This window comes from Parapedobacter composti, assembly GCF_900112315.1.
In the GTDB taxonomy this organism is placed as follows: Bacteria; Bacteroidota; Bacteroidia; order Sphingobacteriales; family Sphingobacteriaceae; genus Parapedobacter; species Parapedobacter composti.
The window spans coordinates 146104-162664 of record NZ_FOLL01000007.1; the positions used below are offsets into that span (position 1 = coordinate 146104).

At 54.0% G+C, this 16561-nt stretch carries 11 protein-coding genes; 3 read left to right on the forward strand and 8 right to left on the reverse strand.

Features of this window, described 5'->3' with window-relative positions; all coding sequences use genetic code 11:
- Window positions 1–12 precede the first annotated feature (12 nt).
- Window positions 13–2631 (reverse strand): alanine--tRNA ligase, encoded by a 2619-nt coding sequence (gene alaS, locus BM030_RS09655; protein WP_090973384.1) that lies wholly within the window; start codon window positions 2629–2631, stop codon window positions 13–15.
- A gap of 239 nt (window positions 2632–2870) precedes the next feature.
- Here alaS and BM030_RS09660 point away from each other — a divergent pair, with 239 nt between their 5' ends.
- The 3 genes from BM030_RS09660 (at window position 2871) to BM030_RS09670 (ending at window position 6074) form a co-directional block, all read left to right on the forward strand.
- Entirely contained in the window at window positions 2871–3485 is a 615-nt protein-coding gene (locus BM030_RS09660; protein WP_090973385.1) for a sigma factor-like helix-turn-helix DNA-binding protein, read from the forward strand.
- Entirely contained in the window at window positions 3482–4222 is a 741-nt protein-coding gene (locus tag BM030_RS09665; protein ID WP_090973386.1) for a DUF3307 domain-containing protein, read from the forward strand. Before BM030_RS09660 ends, BM030_RS09665 begins: the two co-directional genes overlap by 4 nt.
- Window positions 4223–4310: 88 nt before the next feature.
- A complete protein-coding gene (locus BM030_RS09670; RefSeq protein ID WP_090973422.1) occupies window positions 4311–6074 on the forward strand; it encodes a DEAD/DEAH box helicase in 1764 nt (587 codons plus the stop codon).
- A 76-nt stretch (window positions 6075–6150) separates the two neighbouring features.
- On the opposite strand, the gene BM030_RS09675 is transcribed toward BM030_RS09670, so the two are convergent.
- The 7 genes from BM030_RS09675 to BM030_RS09705 form a co-directional block, all read right to left on the reverse strand.
- The gene (locus tag BM030_RS09675; protein WP_090973387.1) at window positions 6151–7596 is read right to left on the reverse strand and encodes an MFS transporter; all 1446 of its coding nucleotides are present in this window, start codon (window positions 7594–7596) and stop codon (window positions 6151–6153) included.
- A gap of 138 nt (window positions 7597–7734) precedes the next feature.
- The gene (uxaC, locus tag BM030_RS09680) at window positions 7735–9141 is read right to left on the reverse strand and encodes a glucuronate isomerase (protein ID WP_090973388.1); all 1407 of its coding nucleotides are present in this window, start codon (window positions 9139–9141) and stop codon (window positions 7735–7737) included.
- A 15-nt stretch (window positions 9142–9156) separates the two neighbouring features.
- The gene (locus BM030_RS09685; protein WP_090973423.1) at window positions 9157–10638 is read right to left on the reverse strand and encodes a tagaturonate reductase; all 1482 of its coding nucleotides are present in this window, start codon (window positions 10636–10638) and stop codon (window positions 9157–9159) included.
- 5 nt (window positions 10639–10643) lie between these two features.
- Window positions 10644–12569 (reverse strand): glycoside hydrolase family 88 protein, encoded by a 1926-nt coding sequence (locus BM030_RS09690; protein WP_090973389.1) that lies wholly within the window; start codon window positions 12567–12569, stop codon window positions 10644–10646.
- A 13-nt stretch (window positions 12570–12582) separates the two neighbouring features.
- Window positions 12583–14247: a glycoside hydrolase family 28 protein gene (locus BM030_RS09695; protein ID WP_090973390.1), complete on the reverse strand. Its 1665-nt coding sequence runs from the start codon at window positions 14245–14247 to the stop codon at window positions 12583–12585.
- Between the two features lie 107 nt (window positions 14248–14354).
- Window positions 14355–15137 carry a rhamnogalacturonan acetylesterase gene (locus tag BM030_RS09700; RefSeq protein WP_090973391.1) on the reverse strand — a complete coding sequence of 261 codons (783 nt, stop codon included), beginning with the start codon at window positions 15135–15137 and terminating at the stop codon, window positions 14355–14357.
- Window positions 15138–15150: 13 nt separating this feature from the next.
- On the reverse strand, window positions 15151–16551 hold the full coding sequence (locus BM030_RS09705) for a Gfo/Idh/MocA family protein (RefSeq protein ID WP_090973392.1): 1401 nt from the start codon (window positions 16549–16551) through the stop codon (window positions 15151–15153).
- Between the last annotated feature and the right edge of the window lie 10 nt (window positions 16552–16561).

Consider the following 16561-nt stretch of genomic DNA (forward strand, 5'->3'; position numbering starts at 1 on the left):
ATCTTCCTTGGATTAAGAAATTACTATTTCCTTCGATTTGGCCAATGCACGATCCAGGCCGCTCGCATCCTTGCCTCCCGCCGTGGCGAAAAAGGGTTGTCCGCCGCCCCCCCCCTGGATTTCACGGGCCAATTCACGGACAATCGCACCGGCATTCCAACCGCGTTCGTTGACGAGGTGTTCTGCAATGGCCACGGTAAGACTGGGTTTTCCGTTGATTTCAGCACCTAATACGAGAAACAGGTTTTCCACCTGCCCTTTCAGCGCATATGCAAGGGTTTTTATTGCGTCGGCATTGGGCAGCGCTACCCGCTCGGTAATAACGTTAACGCCGTTGATCTGCACCGCTTTCGCTGCCAGTTCATCTTTCAGCCGGAGTGCTTTATCGGCAACGGCACGTTCCACCTCCTTTTTCAGCAGGCTGTTTTCTTCCAGCAAGCGCTCCAATGCCGGCACCACATCCTTGGGGTTGTTGAGTAGCGCCTTGATTTTTTCAACGGCAACCACCTGGTCGTGAATAAACTGTTCCGCCCGCGCTCCGGTAATGGCTTCAATCCGTCTTACGCCAGCGGCAACAGCACTTTCCGAAATGATCTTGAAAAAGCCGATCTGCCCCGTGGCCCGCACGTGCGTACCGCCGCACAGCTCCTTGGAGAAATCATCATCAAAGGTAACGACACGCACGTAATCGCCGTATTTCTCACCAAACAAGGCCGTCACTCCCGCCTCGATGGCTTGCTGATACGGCACCTGGCGTTCTTCCTTCAACGGTATGTTCGCCCGGATCTTAGCATTCACCAGCCGTTCTATTTCCTGCAATTCTTCATCGGCCAATTTGGCAAAATGCGAAAAATCGAACCGCAGGTAATCCTGGTTTACCAGCGATCCCTTCTGGTTTACATGGCTGCCCAACACCTGCTTAAGTGCCGCATGCAGCAGGTGGGTCGCCGAATGGTTATTTTCGGCATCGTGCCGTTTCGCCGCATCTACCTTGGCGTGGAAGGTCGCATGCGGTGTGCTGGGCAGGGTTTGCGTATAGTGGACAATCAGGCCATTTTCTTTCTTAGTATCGATAATGGATAGCGACTCCCCGGTATCGGCATCGGTCAGCCACCCTGTGTCGCCCACCTGGCCGCCGCCCTCGGCATAGAACGGCGTTACCGACAGTACCAGCTGGTACTGATCTTTGCCTTTGGTGGTTACTTTGCGGTATTTCAATAGCGCTGTGGCACATTCCAACCGGTCGTATCCCACGAAATCCACTTGCTCGGTGTCTTGCAACACCACCCAGTCTCCGGTATCGACCGCTGTAGCGGCCCGGGAACGGTTTTTCTGCACTTCCAATGCCTCGTGGAACCCGGCCATGTCTACGTGCAACCCTTTCTCCCGGGCGAGCAGCTCGGTCAAATCTATCGGAAAGCCAAATGTATCGTAAAGCTCAAACGCGAAATCGCCCGCTACGGTCCGGTTTTCTGCGGTATAGCTCTCGAAGCGCTGCACCCCTGTAACCAGTGTACGCAGGAAAGACTGCTCCTCTTCCAGCACCACTTTCTGTACGAAGTCCTGCTGCGCGATCAGTTCATCAAACACCCCTTCAAATTGCTTGGCCAACAAGGGCACCAGCTCGTGCAGGAACGGCTCCTTAAAGCCCAGGAAGGTATACGCGTACCGCGCCGCGCGGCGCAGGATACGGCGGATAACATATCCCGCTTTATTGTTAGACGGCAACTGGCCATCGGCAATGGCGAAGCTGATGGCCCGGATGTGATCGGCCAATACCCGCATGGCGATATCGGTTTGCTCGTTGCTGCCGTACGGTGTGCCAGCCCGCTGAGCGATGTAACCGATCATTGGTTGGAACACATCGGTATCGTAATTGGACGTCTTGCCCTGGATAACCCGCACCAACCGTTCAAACCCCATGCCCGTATCAACATGCTGAGCGGGCAACGGCTTCAACGAGCCGTCTTTCTGCCGGTTGAATTGCATGAAAACGAGGTTCCAGATTTCAATGACCTGCGGATGGTCGGCATTCACGAGGTTTTTTCCGTCTACCGCCTTCCGCTCTTCTTCCGGCCGGCAGTCCACATGGATTTCCGAACAGGGTCCGCAGGGCCCGGTATCTCCCATTTCCCAGAAATTATCCTTCTTATTGCCCAGCAGGATGCGATCTTCGGCAACAAATGTTTTCCAGAAGCCATATGCTTCTTCGTCCCTGGGCAGTCCATCTGTTTCGTCTCCTTCAAAGATGGTCACATAAAGCCGGTCCTTGTCCAACTGGTACACCTCGGTGAGCAGTTCCCACGCCCAGGCGATGGCGTCCTTCTTGAAATAATCACCGAAGCTCCAGTTGCCCAGCATCTCAAACAAGGTATGGTGGTAGGTATCTATCCCTACCTCATCCAAATCGTTATGCTTACCCGATACCCGCAGGCAGCGCTGGGTATCTGCCACTCGGGGGTATTGCGCTCGTGCCTCGCCCAGGAAAATATCTTTGAACTGATTCATCCCTGCATTGGTAAACATCAATGTGGGGTCGTTCTTGACCACTACCGGAGCCGACGGTACAATCTGGTGACCTTTATTTTTGAAGAAAGTTAAAAAAGCTTCGCGGATTTCCCTGCTTGTCATTACCCAAAATTTTGGGCAAACTTAGGCAAAATTAGCTGCTTATGCAATTGTGACCTGCCGCCCGCAGGCGGGATTCGTGGTGCGCCGCTGGCGTAATCAAAGTCACCCAATATCTGCCTAAAAGCAGATATACAAAAATATCTGTTTACAAGCAGATAAATTTAATTATCTGTTTAAATGCAGATAATTTGGTTAGGTCAGCTATAACGTCTATCTTTGGGTAAACCCCAACGATAACTATGATAGGCGTTATAACCGGTGATATCATTAACTCCGAAAAATTTGCCCAACCGGACGAATGGCTAACCCAGCTAAAGGCGCTGTTCGGCACTATCGGTCCGGAACCGGGAACCTGGGAGATTATGCGAGGCGACAGCTTCCAGGTGCAAATCGCACGGGCCGAAACCGTGCTGGCCACTGCCCTGTATATCAAAGCAACCATCAAACGTAACGCCGGATTGGATGCGAGGATGGCCATCGGCATCGGGACGAAAAGCTACGATGCCCCGAAGGTCAGCGAGGCCAACGGCGAAGCCTTCATCCATTCAGGCAGGCTGTTCGATCAATTGAAAAAAAATACATTGGCGGTCAAATCGCCCTGGCAGGCGTTTGACAGCACCATCAACCTATGCCTGGAACTGGCTTCCCTGACCATGGATAAATGGACGGCCAACTCTGCGGAAATCATGGCACTTTCTCTGGAAAACCCCGGAAAAACCCAGGCCGAGCTGGCCAATATGCTCGGGATTAGCCAGGGCCGGGTGAGCGAGCGGCAACAGCGTGCCGGATACGACGCCATCATGAAACTGGAAACGTTTTTCCGCGAATCGGTACAACAACAGCTAAACAAATGATCGTATTCCTTAAATTGTTACTGGCCCATCTCCTCGGCGACTTCTGTTTCCAGCCCAGCCGGTGGATAGCGGACAAGCAGCGGTATAAAATCAAATCCAAGAGCTTATATTTCCATATCCTGCTGCATGCGGTGCTGCTGGCCCTGCTCCTCGGTCTTGATCCGGTGTATTGGCAGGCCGTCGTTTTCATCACCATATCGCATTACCTGATCGATGTGGCCAAGCTGTACATACAGAACAGCAAAAACGCCGTATTTTGCTTTTTTGCGGACCAAGCGCTGCATATCATTGCCATCGCCGCTGTTGCCAACTGGTACGAGCCTTTCGGGTGGTCGCTCTCCGGCCTGCTTTCGCCATCCGTGCTGCTGCTGGTTACCGCCCTGGTGCTCGTCACGTTCGTCCCCACCGTACTCATCAGCATGCTGATTGCCCAATGGAGACCGGAAACCAAAGACAAGCGCCCGATATTGTATGACGAAGAGTCATTAATCCGAGCCGGACGGTTCATCGGCATACTGGAACGCCTGCTTGTGTTCCTGTTCATCCTCATCAACCGCTGGGAAGCCATCGGCTTCCTGCTCGCAGCAAAATCCATCTTCCGGTTCGGCGACCTGCGGCAGGGCAAAGACCGCAAACTAACCGAGTATGTGCTGATCGGGACATTGCTCAGTTTCGGCATCGCCATCCTTGCCGGGTTGGGTTACGTGCATCTGGCAGCTAAGCTGAACGGAAAATAATAAAGCTTACTTCGTTTTTAATTGTCATTTAATATCCGTATCTTTGCGCCGCCTTAGGCAATAGTGCCTATTGTATATTTACATATTCATGAACCCATTTATTGAACTGGGGATCCGTCATGATATTGTTAATGCCATCACTGAGTTAGGGTTCGAGAAACCCACTCCCATTCAGGAACAAGCCGTTCCCGTACTTTTGACAGGCAGCAACGATTTTGTCGGATTAGCCCAAACCGGTACCGGCAAAACCGCAGCATTTGGCTTGCCATTATTAGAACTATTGGACTTTTCGCAGAAGCACCCCCAGGCGTTGGTATTATGCCCAACCCGTGAGCTGTGTCTGCAGATTGCCAAAGACATCGAGAAATTTGCCAAGAACATTCCGAATGTGCATGTTGTCGCCGTTTACGGCGGTGCAAGCATCAGCGACCAGTTGCGGCAGATACGTCGTGGCGTGCAAATCGTGGTGGCTACACCCGGCCGCATGCTCGACATCATCGGCCGCAATGCCATCGATTTCTCCAATGTAAAGTACGTTGTACTGGACGAAGCTGATGAAATGCTCAACATGGGCTTTCAGGAAGACATCAACAATATCCTTTCCACCACTCCGGAAGAGAAGAAAACCTGGCTGTTTTCGGCCACCATGCCCGCCGAGGTAAGGCGGATCGCCAAAAATTACATGACCGATCCGTTTGAGCTGACCGTAGGCACCAAAAACAGTGGTAATGCGAACATCGAACACCACTACTACGTAGTACGTGCCCGCGATAAGTATGCGGCATTCAAGCGCATCGTGGATTCCAATCCTGAGATATTCGGCATCGTATTCTGCCGCACGAAGGTGGAAACACAGGAGATCGCCGAGTCGCTCATCAAGGACGGTTACAATGCCGATTCCCTGCATGGCGACCTGTCGCAGCAACAGCGCGACAAAGTAATGAAACGTTACCGTGAACGCAGCCTGCAGTTGCTGATTGCTACGGACGTTGCTGCACGTGGCATAGACGTCAATGACGTGACTCACGTTATCAACTTCTCGTTGCCCGACGAAATCGAGAACTATACCCACCGCAGCGGCCGTACGGCACGCGCCGGAAAAACAGGTATCTCCATTTCGCTGGTAAACCTGAAAGAACTGGGCAAAATCAGGCAGATCGAAAAAGTCATCGGCAAGCCGTTCATCAAAATGGACGTGCCCCGTGGTGAAACCGTGGTCGAAAAGCAACTTTTCGCACTCATCAACAAAGTGCAACAGGTGGCCGTTAACGATGACCATATCGATCCTTACCTGCCCAAAATCATGGAGAGTTTTGCCGATCTGAGCAAAGAGGAAATTATCAAGCGGTTCGCTTCCCTTGAGTTCAACCGGTTCCTGGAATACTACCAGAACGCACCGGATCTCAACGTGGATGCCCGTGATGGTTTTACGGCAGACCGCAAAGGCAAAGCCGATCGCTTTGGCAGAGACGGATACAAGTCTGACTACACCCGCCTGTTCATCAACTTGGGCTCGGTAGACGATTTTACCCGTGGAGATATACTGGGCTATATCTGCAATACTTCCAACATCAGCGGCAAGGCCATCGGGAAAATCGACCTCAAAGGTGTCTATACGTTTTTTGAGGTGGAGAACGCGTGGGTAGACAAAGTGTTCAAGGGATTCCAGGATGTCGACTACAACGGCCGTTCGGTACGCATCGAGAATGCCAGCGACGGACGTGGGGAAGGCCGCAGCGAAAGGAACAACAACCGATCGTTCCGCAACGGCGACGGCAATCGCAGAAAACGCGACCATGGTGGTTACCGCGACTTTTCCGGGGGGAAACGCCGGGAAAAAAGCCGCTGGTAGCGCTCCCATTTTTCTGAAATAAAAAAACCTTGGCTCACCGCCAAGGTTTTTTTTGTGATACCCCTGCCCCGGACCGCTATGCGATATCCGTTATCGGCGTATAGCGCGGCACCAAGCTTTTCATGATCAGCCAGCCAATCAGATACGCTACGGCACAGATGGAAAAAATGATAAAGTAGCCTGCTTCTATGCCTACGAATCCCATAAATCGCATTTGTGTATCAGTGGTGTAGTCAAACAGCATACCGGACCCTTTATTGATAAAGAATGACCCTACACCGCCAGCCATGCCCCCTATGCCGGTGATTGTGGCCACGCTCGACCGCGGGAACATGTCGCCCACGGTAGAGAAGATATTGGCCGACCACGACTGGTGGGCTGCGCCGGCGATGCCGATGATGATAACCGGAATCCATACGGAGACACTCCCTAAGGGCTGCGCCAGCAACGTCAACAGCGGAAAAAAAGCAAAAATAAGCATCGCCTTCATCCGCCCCGCATAGGGGTTCATGCCCTTTTTATCGACAAAATAGGTCGGCAGCCAACCGCCGATGATAGACAGCAGGGTAAGGGCATACAGCACAAAAATATGCAGCGCACTTTCGGTTGAATCCATGTTATAGACCGAACTCAAGTAAGCCGGTGTCCAGAAAAGGAAAAACCACCAAACGCCATCGGTCATGAATTTCCCCACGGCAAAAGCCCAGGTCTGCCGGTAACCGAAGGCCTGGAGGAAAGACATCTTCCGCTTCACCGAAAGCTCACCGTCTGCCGGCTTCAGGTCAACCAGATCGTCCTGCTGGATATAAGCCAGCTCCGCCTCGTTCACCTTGGGATGCTCATGCGGCTTCTTATACATGAAGATCCAGAATCCCATCCAGACAAAGCCGAGTGCACCGATAATGATAAAAGACGCTTCCCAGCCATATGCGGCGGCAATAAACGGAATGGTAACCGGCGCTGCCAACGCCCCCACAGTGGCCCCCGCATTAAAGATACTGGTCGCGAATCCCCGGTCTTTCTTCGGGAAATACTCCGCCGTCGCCTTGATGGCTGCGGGAAAATTCCCCGCCTCGCCGATAGCCAGGACAATCCGGGCAAAAATGAATAACGTTACGCTTACCGACACTATCCGGCTCACATCCCCTACGGTAGCGATTATATCCTTAGCCCCTTCAAATCCCACCAGCCAATTGCCGGTTAATATCCCCGCCGTAGCAATGCCGCAGTAAGCATGGATACATGCCCCCACAGACCAAACGCCGATAGCCCACAGAAAACCCTTTTTGGTATCCAGCCAATCCACAAACCTTCCGGCGAAAAGCATGGACACCGCATATACGATGGAAAAGATGGCTGTGATGTTACCGTAATCATTATTCCGCCAATGGAATTCAGGAACAATAAAATCCTTCCAGGTCAAGGAAAGTACCTGCCTGTCCAAATAGTTGATAGTCGTCGCAAAAAACAATAAGGCACAAACACTCCATCGGTAATTGGTCATCTTTCGGGAAGCAGTCATAATACAAGTTTCAAGTGATTAGATTTATAAGTGTAAACGTTTACAACTTCCAAATATAGAAAGACTTGCTTAAATGCCATCCCTTTCTGTCCGAAATTCTTCGAAATCGTTTTCGTTGCCTGGGTTTCATGCTGCGCTTCAGTCATCCCAACCAAAATAGCGGCTGGCATTATTGTAGCAGATATCTTGAATCACCTGTCCTATCCACTCGATGTCGTCGGGTAACTCCCCGCGTTCGATTTCGCTGCCGAACAAGTCGCATAACAACCTGCGGAAATATTCATGCCGTGGAAACGACAGGAAACTCCGGGAGTCAGTCAGCATCCCCACGAAACGGCTCAACAGTCCCATATTAGACAACGCATTGATCTGTTTGGTCATTCCATCCTTCTGGTCGAGGAACCACCATGCCGAACCGAACTGCAGTTTTCCGGCCACCGAACCGTCGTTGAAATTACCAATCATGGTAGCCATCAGTTCATTGTCGGCCGGATTGAGATTATACAGGATGGTTTTCGCCAGCTTATCCTGCCGGTCCAGGCGATCCAGGAATTTCGCCAGCGCTTTCCCTTGGGGGAAGTCGCCGATGGAGTCCCACCCCGTATCGGGCCCGAGCTTACTCATCATCCGTGAGTTATTGTTACGGAGTGCCCCCAGGTGATACTGCTGCACCCATCCGCGCTCCGCGTCCCATTCGGCAAATTTCACCAGCATGGCCGACTTAAACTTGCGGTGGTCAAGCGGCGTGATGTCCCTACCCGCCAGTGCCGCCTCAAAAATCCGGGCCACTTCATCTTCGGTGTAGTCCTCTGCATAAACCTCTTCCAGGCCGTGGTCCGATACTCGGCACCCCATGGCCACAAAAAAGTCGTGCCGTAACCGCAAGGCGCCCAGGTAATCGCCAAACGAAGCAATGGGAGCTTCCACGATACGTTCAAGCCGTTTCACGTAGGCGGCAAACTTTTCCACATTGCCCAGCTCCATCGCCGCATCCGGCCGGAATGCCGGATACACGGGGATTTCATACCCTTCGTCGGATAACTGCCGGTGGTTTTCGAGCGCATCCAGCGGGTCGTCCGTGGTGCAGATGACCTTCACGTTCATTTTACGGAGCAGTCCGCGTACCCGGTATTCGGGCGATTGCAGCTTTTCCCGGGTTTCGTCAAAAATGCGATCTGCCGTATCCCTGTTCAGCAATTCCGTGATGCCGAAGTACCGCTGAAGCTCCAGGTGTGTCCAATGGTATAGCGGATTCCTCAACGTATAGGGCACGGTTTCCGCCCATTTGCGGAACTTCTCCCGGTCGGGCTCGTCGCCCGTGATGTATCGCTCATCCACGCCGTTGGTCCGCATGGCCCGCCATTTATAATGATCGCCATTAAGCCATACCTGCGTGATGTTTTCAAACTGGGTGTTTTCTGCAATCTGCGCCGGTGGCAGGTGACAGTGATAATCGATAATCGGCATACCCGCCGCATAGTCATGATACAGCTGCTGTGCTGTTTTCGTGCTCAAAAGAAAATGTTCGTCTAAAAACTTCTTCATGATTGTAAATCGGTGTTATTCGCTGAATGTTTGCGATGTTTCCTGTTGTTTAATCAGCTCCAGGGCGTTGCCTTCAAGCAATTGCCCCAGGCCGTGCTTCACCAAACCGGCAAATGCTTCCCATTGGCTCAGGTCGACGCCCCATAACGACTCGTTACGCAGTACCGTATCCACCACTTGCCGGTGGTCGCCGCCATTCCAGGCATCCGCAAAATATCCGGCGTGCTCATCCTGGATGGCATACGGCTCCTCGCCCCCTGCGGCTGTACCCTTCATAAAGAGCAGGTAAGCCGAAAAACCCAGTGCCATGCGCTTCGGCGGTTGTTGCCGCCTATCGATGTACCGCTGCAAAAGCGCCACATTGCGCATCCGCATTTTGGAGGTAAAATTCATGCTGATGCTCAGCCAGCGGTGGTCGAGAAAAGGATTGCTGAACCGATCGATCACCGAATCAGCAAACGCCAGTGCTTCCCCTTCGCTGATCGGTCCGCCCACAATCGCTGGCACAATTTCCCGGCGCATCAGCTGGCTCACATACCGCGCAAACACCGCATCCTGCATCGCCTCTTTCACGGTGGTGAAACCGCACAATATGGCCAGTGCACAAGAAAACGTATGCGTTCCGTTCAGCAGCCGCAATTTCAGCTCCTTGAATTTCCGGATGTCCGGAGCGATTACCATACCCGCATCGGCCGCCGCAAAAGACAGCCGCCGGCGCACCCGCTCACTGTCGGCCTCAACCGCCCACAGCCGGAACGGCTCGGCCATGATGGCAAGCTCATCGCGGTAACCCAACTGCGCTTCCTGCGCTGCGGCATCAGCTGGCGTTAGCTTACCCGGCACGATGCGATCCACCAGCGTATTGCAGAAATCACAAGCTTCTTCCAGCCATGCAGTAAATGCATCGCCCAGGTTATGCCGCTGCGCCAGCTGCAACACGATGTGTTTCAACTGGCTGCCGTTGTCGCTAATCAGTTCAGTGGGCAGTATCACCCAGCCCATTTCCGGATCGCCGTTGAAATGCCGGAAACGGTGGTAGAGCAATGCCGTCAGCTTACCCGGAAACGAAGACGGCGGCGCCGCCCCGAGGTCATCTTTCTCGTCCAATACGATCCCCACCTCGGTCGTATTGGAGACAACCACGCTTACCTCCGGACTAACCGCTACCTTTTTAATCTCTTCCCATTGGCTGGCCGCATGCAATACCCTGCTGATGGCCGATACCAGCATCCGCTCCTGCACCGCTTTGCCATGTTGCAGGCCCTTGATGTGCAGCGTATACAGTCCATCCTGCCGCTCAAACTCGTCAGTTGTGCCCTGGCCGGTTGATTTCACCACAACAATCCGGCCGTTGAACAATCCCTGCCGGTTTGCTTGCTCGATAAAATAATCTGGCAATCCGCGCAGCAGCACCCCCGTGCCGAATTGCAGCACCTTCTCAGGCAGCTTTCCGGGCGTACCGTTTTCCAGCATACCCTTATTCAATATTTCCACCATATGGTTTATCGTTTTCCTTTCGCATTTGCCAGCAGCCACCGCACCCATGCTTCAGCAGCCTCGTAGTTTTCAAAATCCGGCGTGAGCTTGCGCCCGTCGATGTATTCGTTATATATCCAGGGGTCGCCCAGCGCAAATACGGTTCCCTTGCCGTACCTGGCCGTTGCCATCAGGGTTTTGCCTTCATGCTGGACGAGCGGCCGTGCCGGCGCAGTCAGTTCCAGCGTGCTCACTTCTTTCAGAAAAAGCCTGTAAGGCTTTCTGAATACACGGTTCCCGTTTTCCAATTGAACAGCTCCCTGCGGGAAATGGTCGTTTTTCACGAGCAGCTCATTATCCTCATTAAAGCGGATACCGAATGTGCCTGCCAGCCGGTTAAAATGCGTAAACTCCGCATTCCCGGCATCGTTCCCCAACAGTACCAGCATACCGCCCCGGCGCACCCAGTCGGCGATGGCATCGATTTCCGGCTGCTCCAGCACGTGTGGCGAGTCGGTTTCCTTATCCGTGTCGGGGTCAACGATGATATATACATCGGCACTGCTCAGTGCCGCGGCCCCCGGCCGGGTTTCCAGCGATACGGTGGCCGCCCCATAGCGGTTGAAAAGGTGCCCGAGAAACGAATACCCCCCGTTCGACTGATCTTCCCATATATAGTGGTAGCGCACACGCCTGCCCGTTGCTGCATCCTTGCGGTATTCGTTGTTGTAATAGTAATCGAGCACCACGGTCTTGCCGCGGCCGTGCCCGAGTGTCGGCAGCATTTCCATCTCTGCCGCACATTTGATGAATGCGCCCATCCCTTTCGGGTCGTTCTGAATCACCGGTTCGCTCATGTAATATTCAAAGCTGCCATCGCGGTACCGGCCCGTGCCACCAAGCCCTGAAACCATCACCGTGCCCTCGAGGTTGATGCCCCCGTCGTCGCGCTTGGAGATAAACGTTCTCAGGATACCCCGGTAACCCTTCCGGGCAGGCTTGAGGTAGCTGTCCGGCAGGTAGCCCAGGCGCACACCCTTGGCCAGCATATACACCAGCATACAGGAAGCCGACGCTTCGAGGTAATTCTCCGGGCGGTGCGCCATGTCCACCACATCATACCATACTCCCGAACGTTTGTCCTGGAAGGCAACCACCGCCTTGGCAAGGCGCTGCAGGATGCCCGCGAGCGAATCAACGCCGGGGTGCCCCTCCGGAAAATGTTCAATGGCATCCACCAGCGCCATGCCGTACCAGCCCAGTGACCGCCCCCAGAAATTGGGCGACCGGCCCGTAACCTTGTCGGCCCATGCCTGTTCGCGGCTTTCGTCCCAGCCGTGGTACAGCAGCCCCGTCTTATCATCGCGGCTATGCCGCTCCATCAGCACAAACTGGTTGGTGATGTCGTCAAACGCTTCCGGTTCGCCGAACACCTTTGCATACTCGGCATAGAATGGCTGCCCCATATACAACCCGTCCAGCCACATCTGATGCGGATATATTTTCTTATGCCAGAACCCGCCTTCCGACGTCCTCGGATGCGTGCGGAGCTGGTCGCGCAGCAGGGCCGCCGCCTTATAATATTTCGTTTTGCCGGTTACCTGGTACAACAGCAGCAGCAGTTTACCGTTGTTGATAAAGTCGATATTGTAATCTTCGCGCTTATACGCCTTGATGCGGCCATCCTCCTGCACATAGTGATCCATTTGCTTTTGGATATAATCGAACCACCGGGCATCGCCCGACGCTTTCCATACCGCTTCCATGCCTTTGAGAATCACCCCCAAATCATAGCTCCATTTCGCCGGCGTCCCCGGCTTTCCCAAGCTGAACGAGTCGGGCCATAATTTTACGGCCGTTTCCGCCAGCTGTTCGCTGTACCGCGGTGGTTGCGCCTGGCTCCAGCCTGCCGAAATCAGCAGTATACTGCATAATAATAAGATATACTTCATAATAAGATATACTTCATGGGTTAATTAATTTAACATTGTTTTCATTGGCGCCGTAATCGGCTTTCAACTGTTTCTCCGCACGCCCCGTGTCGGTATTCCGTATCACCACGCCGTTGGTCCTTTCGCCTTGCGCATGGAGCAAGGTTGCTGCATGAGTACCATATGACAACCCGTCGACCAGCACGTTCCTGCCGTTGAGCACGTATAGCAATGGATCCGTTTCTGTGGCGTCAATGACCGATTGCTTGATGGTAATATCAGCACCCTCCTGAATATCGATACCCCCTGTTGTTTTCATCCGCAGTTCCGAAAAGTGGATGCCACGGATAGGCATTTCCGGCAATCCGCGGATGAAGACCGCCTTCTTGGCACCGTCGCAATGGATATTGCTGATGTGGAAATTCCGGAACTGGGGCGTTTCTTCCGATACAGGCAGCGTCTCCACTTTCGGTGGCTGGCGCACCTCTCCCGCCGCCGGCACCGGGTCTTTAGCCTCGTAATACATATCAAACAGGATAGCCTCGCCGGGAATGTCTTTCATATAGATATTCCGGATGTGTACATCTTCCACGATCCCTCCCCGTCCGCGGGTGGTCTTGAAGCGCAGGCCGATGTCCGTACCGATAAACGTCAAGTCAGACACGTAGAGGTTGCGCGCGCCCCCGCTCATCTCGCTGCCCACCACGAAGCCCCCATGAGCATGGAATACCGTGCAATTGCGCACCCACAGGTTTTCCGTGGGCATGCCCAGCTTCCTTCCATGCGCATTTTTCCCGCTCTTCACGCAGATTGCATCATCGCCCACATCAAAGGAACTGCCTTCCACCAACACGTTCGTGCACGACTCGATGTCCAGTCCGTCGCCGTTCTGCGAGTACCACGGGTTTCTAACCGTAATGTTGCGGATGGTGACATCCCGGCTCATCAGCGGATGGATGTTCCACGCCCCTGAGTTCTGGAAGGTCACCCCTTCCAGCAGGACCCGCTCACACCGCTCCAGCACCACCAGGTTGGGGCGCAGGAAATCCGCTATTTCTTCAAAGAACGCCGCCGTCTTGTCGGGCGTAATCAATCCCGCGTCCCGGTATTGCCTTCCCTTCAGTGCACTTGCTGTCGGGTACCATTCTTTGCCGTCCGGGGTCAGCACACCGCCGGAAGCAACCAGGTTTTTCCACTGCGATTCCGTCATCTTTCCTTTTTTCACGTAACGCCATGCATCACCGTTGCCGTCGATGATCCCTTCGCCGGTAATCGCGATGTCCCGCTGCCCCTCTGCCCGGATGGGCGAATGGCGCCTTACCTGCGGCAGCCCTTCCCACCAGGTTTCAATCAACGGGTAATCCTCGAAATCCCGGGAAAACTGCAACAGCGCATTGCGCATCAGGTGCAGGTTAACCTTGCTTTTCAGCGACAGCGGGCCCGATGTCCACACACCCCGGGGAATCAAAACCACGCCACCGCCCTGTTTATGGCAGGCGTCGATGGCCGACTGGATTGCCCCCGTGTTCAGGAAATCAGCGGCAGTTGATGCCCCGAAATCGCGTATATCAAACGTATCCGTTTTGAAAACCGGCACCGGAATATCCGGTTCCGGCCACGTATCCCCGGTATGGCCGGCAGCGACCGCTCCGCTTGCCCAGCAGACGGCCGCAACGGCCACCCATCCTATTCTTCGCATCGTTCTTTGCATTTCCTGCAATTTTATTGTTATCCAATAAGCATCAAAAACATTTCACGCCCTTTATTTGCGGAATCGTTGCCGGAAACGATTCATCCGCCGGTTGCCTACGGCCTGAAATGCACCGCCAGCTCCGGCAGGCAGCGTTTCATCTCAGCCACGGCCAGATCACAGATTTTGAAAGCCCCTGTGCCTGACAGGTGCGTGTCGTCCGTGGCACCTTTGGGCAACGCTTCATATTGCCCCGGCATCAGGTGCAGGAATAACGCTTTCGAGCGTTCCGGCCCCCATTCCAGCAGCAGCTCCCGGGTCAGCGCATGCAGGTCGAGCAGCGCTGTCCCCGTCTCGTCCGCTACCCGGCGCACCACCTCCGGGTAGTCGCCATGCGTTTCTTGCAGGTACCCACGGTCGTCGAACTTGCGGCGCACGATGGGCGTAGCCAGCACTGGGGTACCGCCCCGTTCACGGGTTTCACTGATGTAGCGTTTCAGCTGCTGCGGATACTCCACTTCCGGATCGGCATAACGTTCAGGGCTGTTCGCCTTCTGGTCGTTGTGGCCGAACTCAATAATCACATAATCCCCGGGCTTTATCCGTGACCTCACCTTATCCCAATGCCCTTCGTCGCGGAAGCTCTTCGTACTCCGGCCGTTAAGCGCGTGGTTTTCCACCCGCACGTTTTCGTCGACATACAGGGGCAGCACCTGCCCCCATCCTTTTTCCGGGTTGCTTACCCGGTAAGGTTTATTGGCTACCGTTGAATCACCTATCAAGAACACGGTCACCCGCTGCTCGCCGTCCCACACAAAAGCCACCAATAACGCCACACATGGAATAAGCGCCCACTTCCAGCTATTTTTCTTCCGTCTTGATCGCAGTCCTGATCTCATCCCCGCCACATTGTTAAGCCATACGTTTAGGCATGGGTTTCAAATCCGTCAATGAAGCAATCTTAACCGGCGCACCTTGCTCGATGCTTCGCCTTGCGGCGACCCCCACGAGGATAGACATGGCGCCATCGCGCACACCTGCCGTATGGCCGTACGGGTCCGGCGCATCTTTATCCCTGAAGAGCTTGTCGTGCAGCCGCCGGTCGCCTCCACCGTGGCCACCCCGCTCGCTGGCCACCTGGATAATCTTATAGTCCGTCCAGTTCTTATAAAGCACAAGCGGCTCATGGATCACATCATCGCGCGTCTGATCCATTTCTGCCGCGTGCAGGCTTTCCTGATCCAGTTCACCGTTTTTCATCCACGGGATATCCAGCCATGCCTCGATCCGCCCCTTGTGGCCGTTGAAGGCGATGCGCCACCCCTCGAAAGGTGAATACGTGGTCAGGGAGTAGTTGGCCACCACATTGTTGGCATACTTGATTTGGGCAGACATTTTATCGTAGATATCAATCTCATGCCGGTATACGCAGCCGTCGCGGACGTAGCCATCGTGCGCTTCGTTTTCCACATACAGGTTCATGCTGTGCCGGTCTTTGGTAATATCCCAATAATAAGCGCACTCCTGCTTATGCGGGCAGCTGCGGCAGCTCTTGCCACGGAAGGGTCCATTGCTTCCGTAATGTTCGAGCGCACCATAGGCGAAGACCTCCTCCGGCTCCGAATCGAGCCACCAGTTCAGCAGATCGAAGTGATGGGTAGCTTTATGCACCCATAGGGATCCGCCGCTGTCCATCAGTCCATGCCAGCGTCTGAAATACGAAGCGCCGTGATGCACGTTCAGGTACCAATTAAAATCCACCGAAGTAACATCACCTATTTCTCCATTTTGGAGCAACTCCTTGATTTTCGTCATGTACGGACTCCAACGGTAGTTGAAGCCCACAATCAGGTTTTTATCGTATTTGCGTTCGGCATCCAGGATGGCCTGGGCCTTTGCCTCATCGGTAGTGAGCGGTTTCTCAGTCAGCACGTCGCAGCCCGCCGCCAGTCCTTTGATGATAAATTCATGGTGCGTCGAGTCTTTGGTGCATACGATAACCAGGTCGGGCTTCACCTTGCGCAGCAGCTCATCAAAATCGACAAACGTGGGGCAATTTACCCCCATATAACGCTTAGCATAGGCCAGCCTGCCCGGGTTGATATCACTGAGCCCGACGAATTCCAGCAAATCCGGATATTGCTCTACCAGCCTTCTGCCCCAGAACGAAATGCCGCGCACGCCTGTTCCCACCAGCACAACCCGAAGTTTACGCTGCATGCCGAATGTGTTAAGCGGCACCTGCGCCGCTGCACCCGCTGCGAGTGCCGCCAGTGCGGTGAGGAATTCCTTTCGTGAAAGTGATGTGTTCATAGTTGTTGTT

Coding starts and splice junctions, on each gene's coding strand:
- uxaC (WP_090973388.1), bottom strand. CDS start 9,141: ATGAAGAAGTTTTTAGACGAACATTTTCTTTTGAGCACGAAAACAGCA.
- alaS (WP_090973384.1), bottom strand. CDS start 2,631: ATGACAAGCAGGGAAATCCGCGAAGCTTTTTTAACTTTCTTCAAAAAT.
- BM030_RS09690 (WP_090973389.1), bottom strand. CDS start 12,569: ATGAAGTATATCTTATTATTATGCAGTATACTGCTGATTTCGGCAGGC.
- BM030_RS09700 (WP_090973391.1), bottom strand. CDS start 15,137: ATGAGATCAGGACTGCGATCAAGACGGAAGAAAAATAGCTGGAAGTGG.
- BM030_RS09705 (WP_090973392.1), bottom strand. CDS start 16,551: ATGAACACATCACTTTCACGAAAGGAATTCCTCACCGCACTGGCGGCA.
- BM030_RS09670 (WP_090973422.1), top strand. CDS start 4,311: ATGAACCCATTTATTGAACTGGGGATCCGTCATGATATTGTTAATGCC.
- BM030_RS09685 (WP_090973423.1), bottom strand. CDS start 10,638: ATGGTGGAAATATTGAATAAGGGTATGCTGGAAAACGGTACGCCCGGA.
- BM030_RS09660 (WP_090973385.1), top strand. CDS start 2,871: ATGATAGGCGTTATAACCGGTGATATCATTAACTCCGAAAAATTTGCC.
- BM030_RS09695 (WP_090973390.1), bottom strand. CDS start 14,247: ATGCGAAGAATAGGATGGGTGGCCGTTGCGGCCGTCTGCTGGGCAAGC.
- BM030_RS09665 (WP_090973386.1), top strand. CDS start 3,482: ATGATCGTATTCCTTAAATTGTTACTGGCCCATCTCCTCGGCGACTTC.
- BM030_RS09675 (WP_090973387.1), bottom strand. CDS start 7,596: ATGACTGCTTCCCGAAAGATGACCAATTACCGATGGAGTGTTTGTGCC.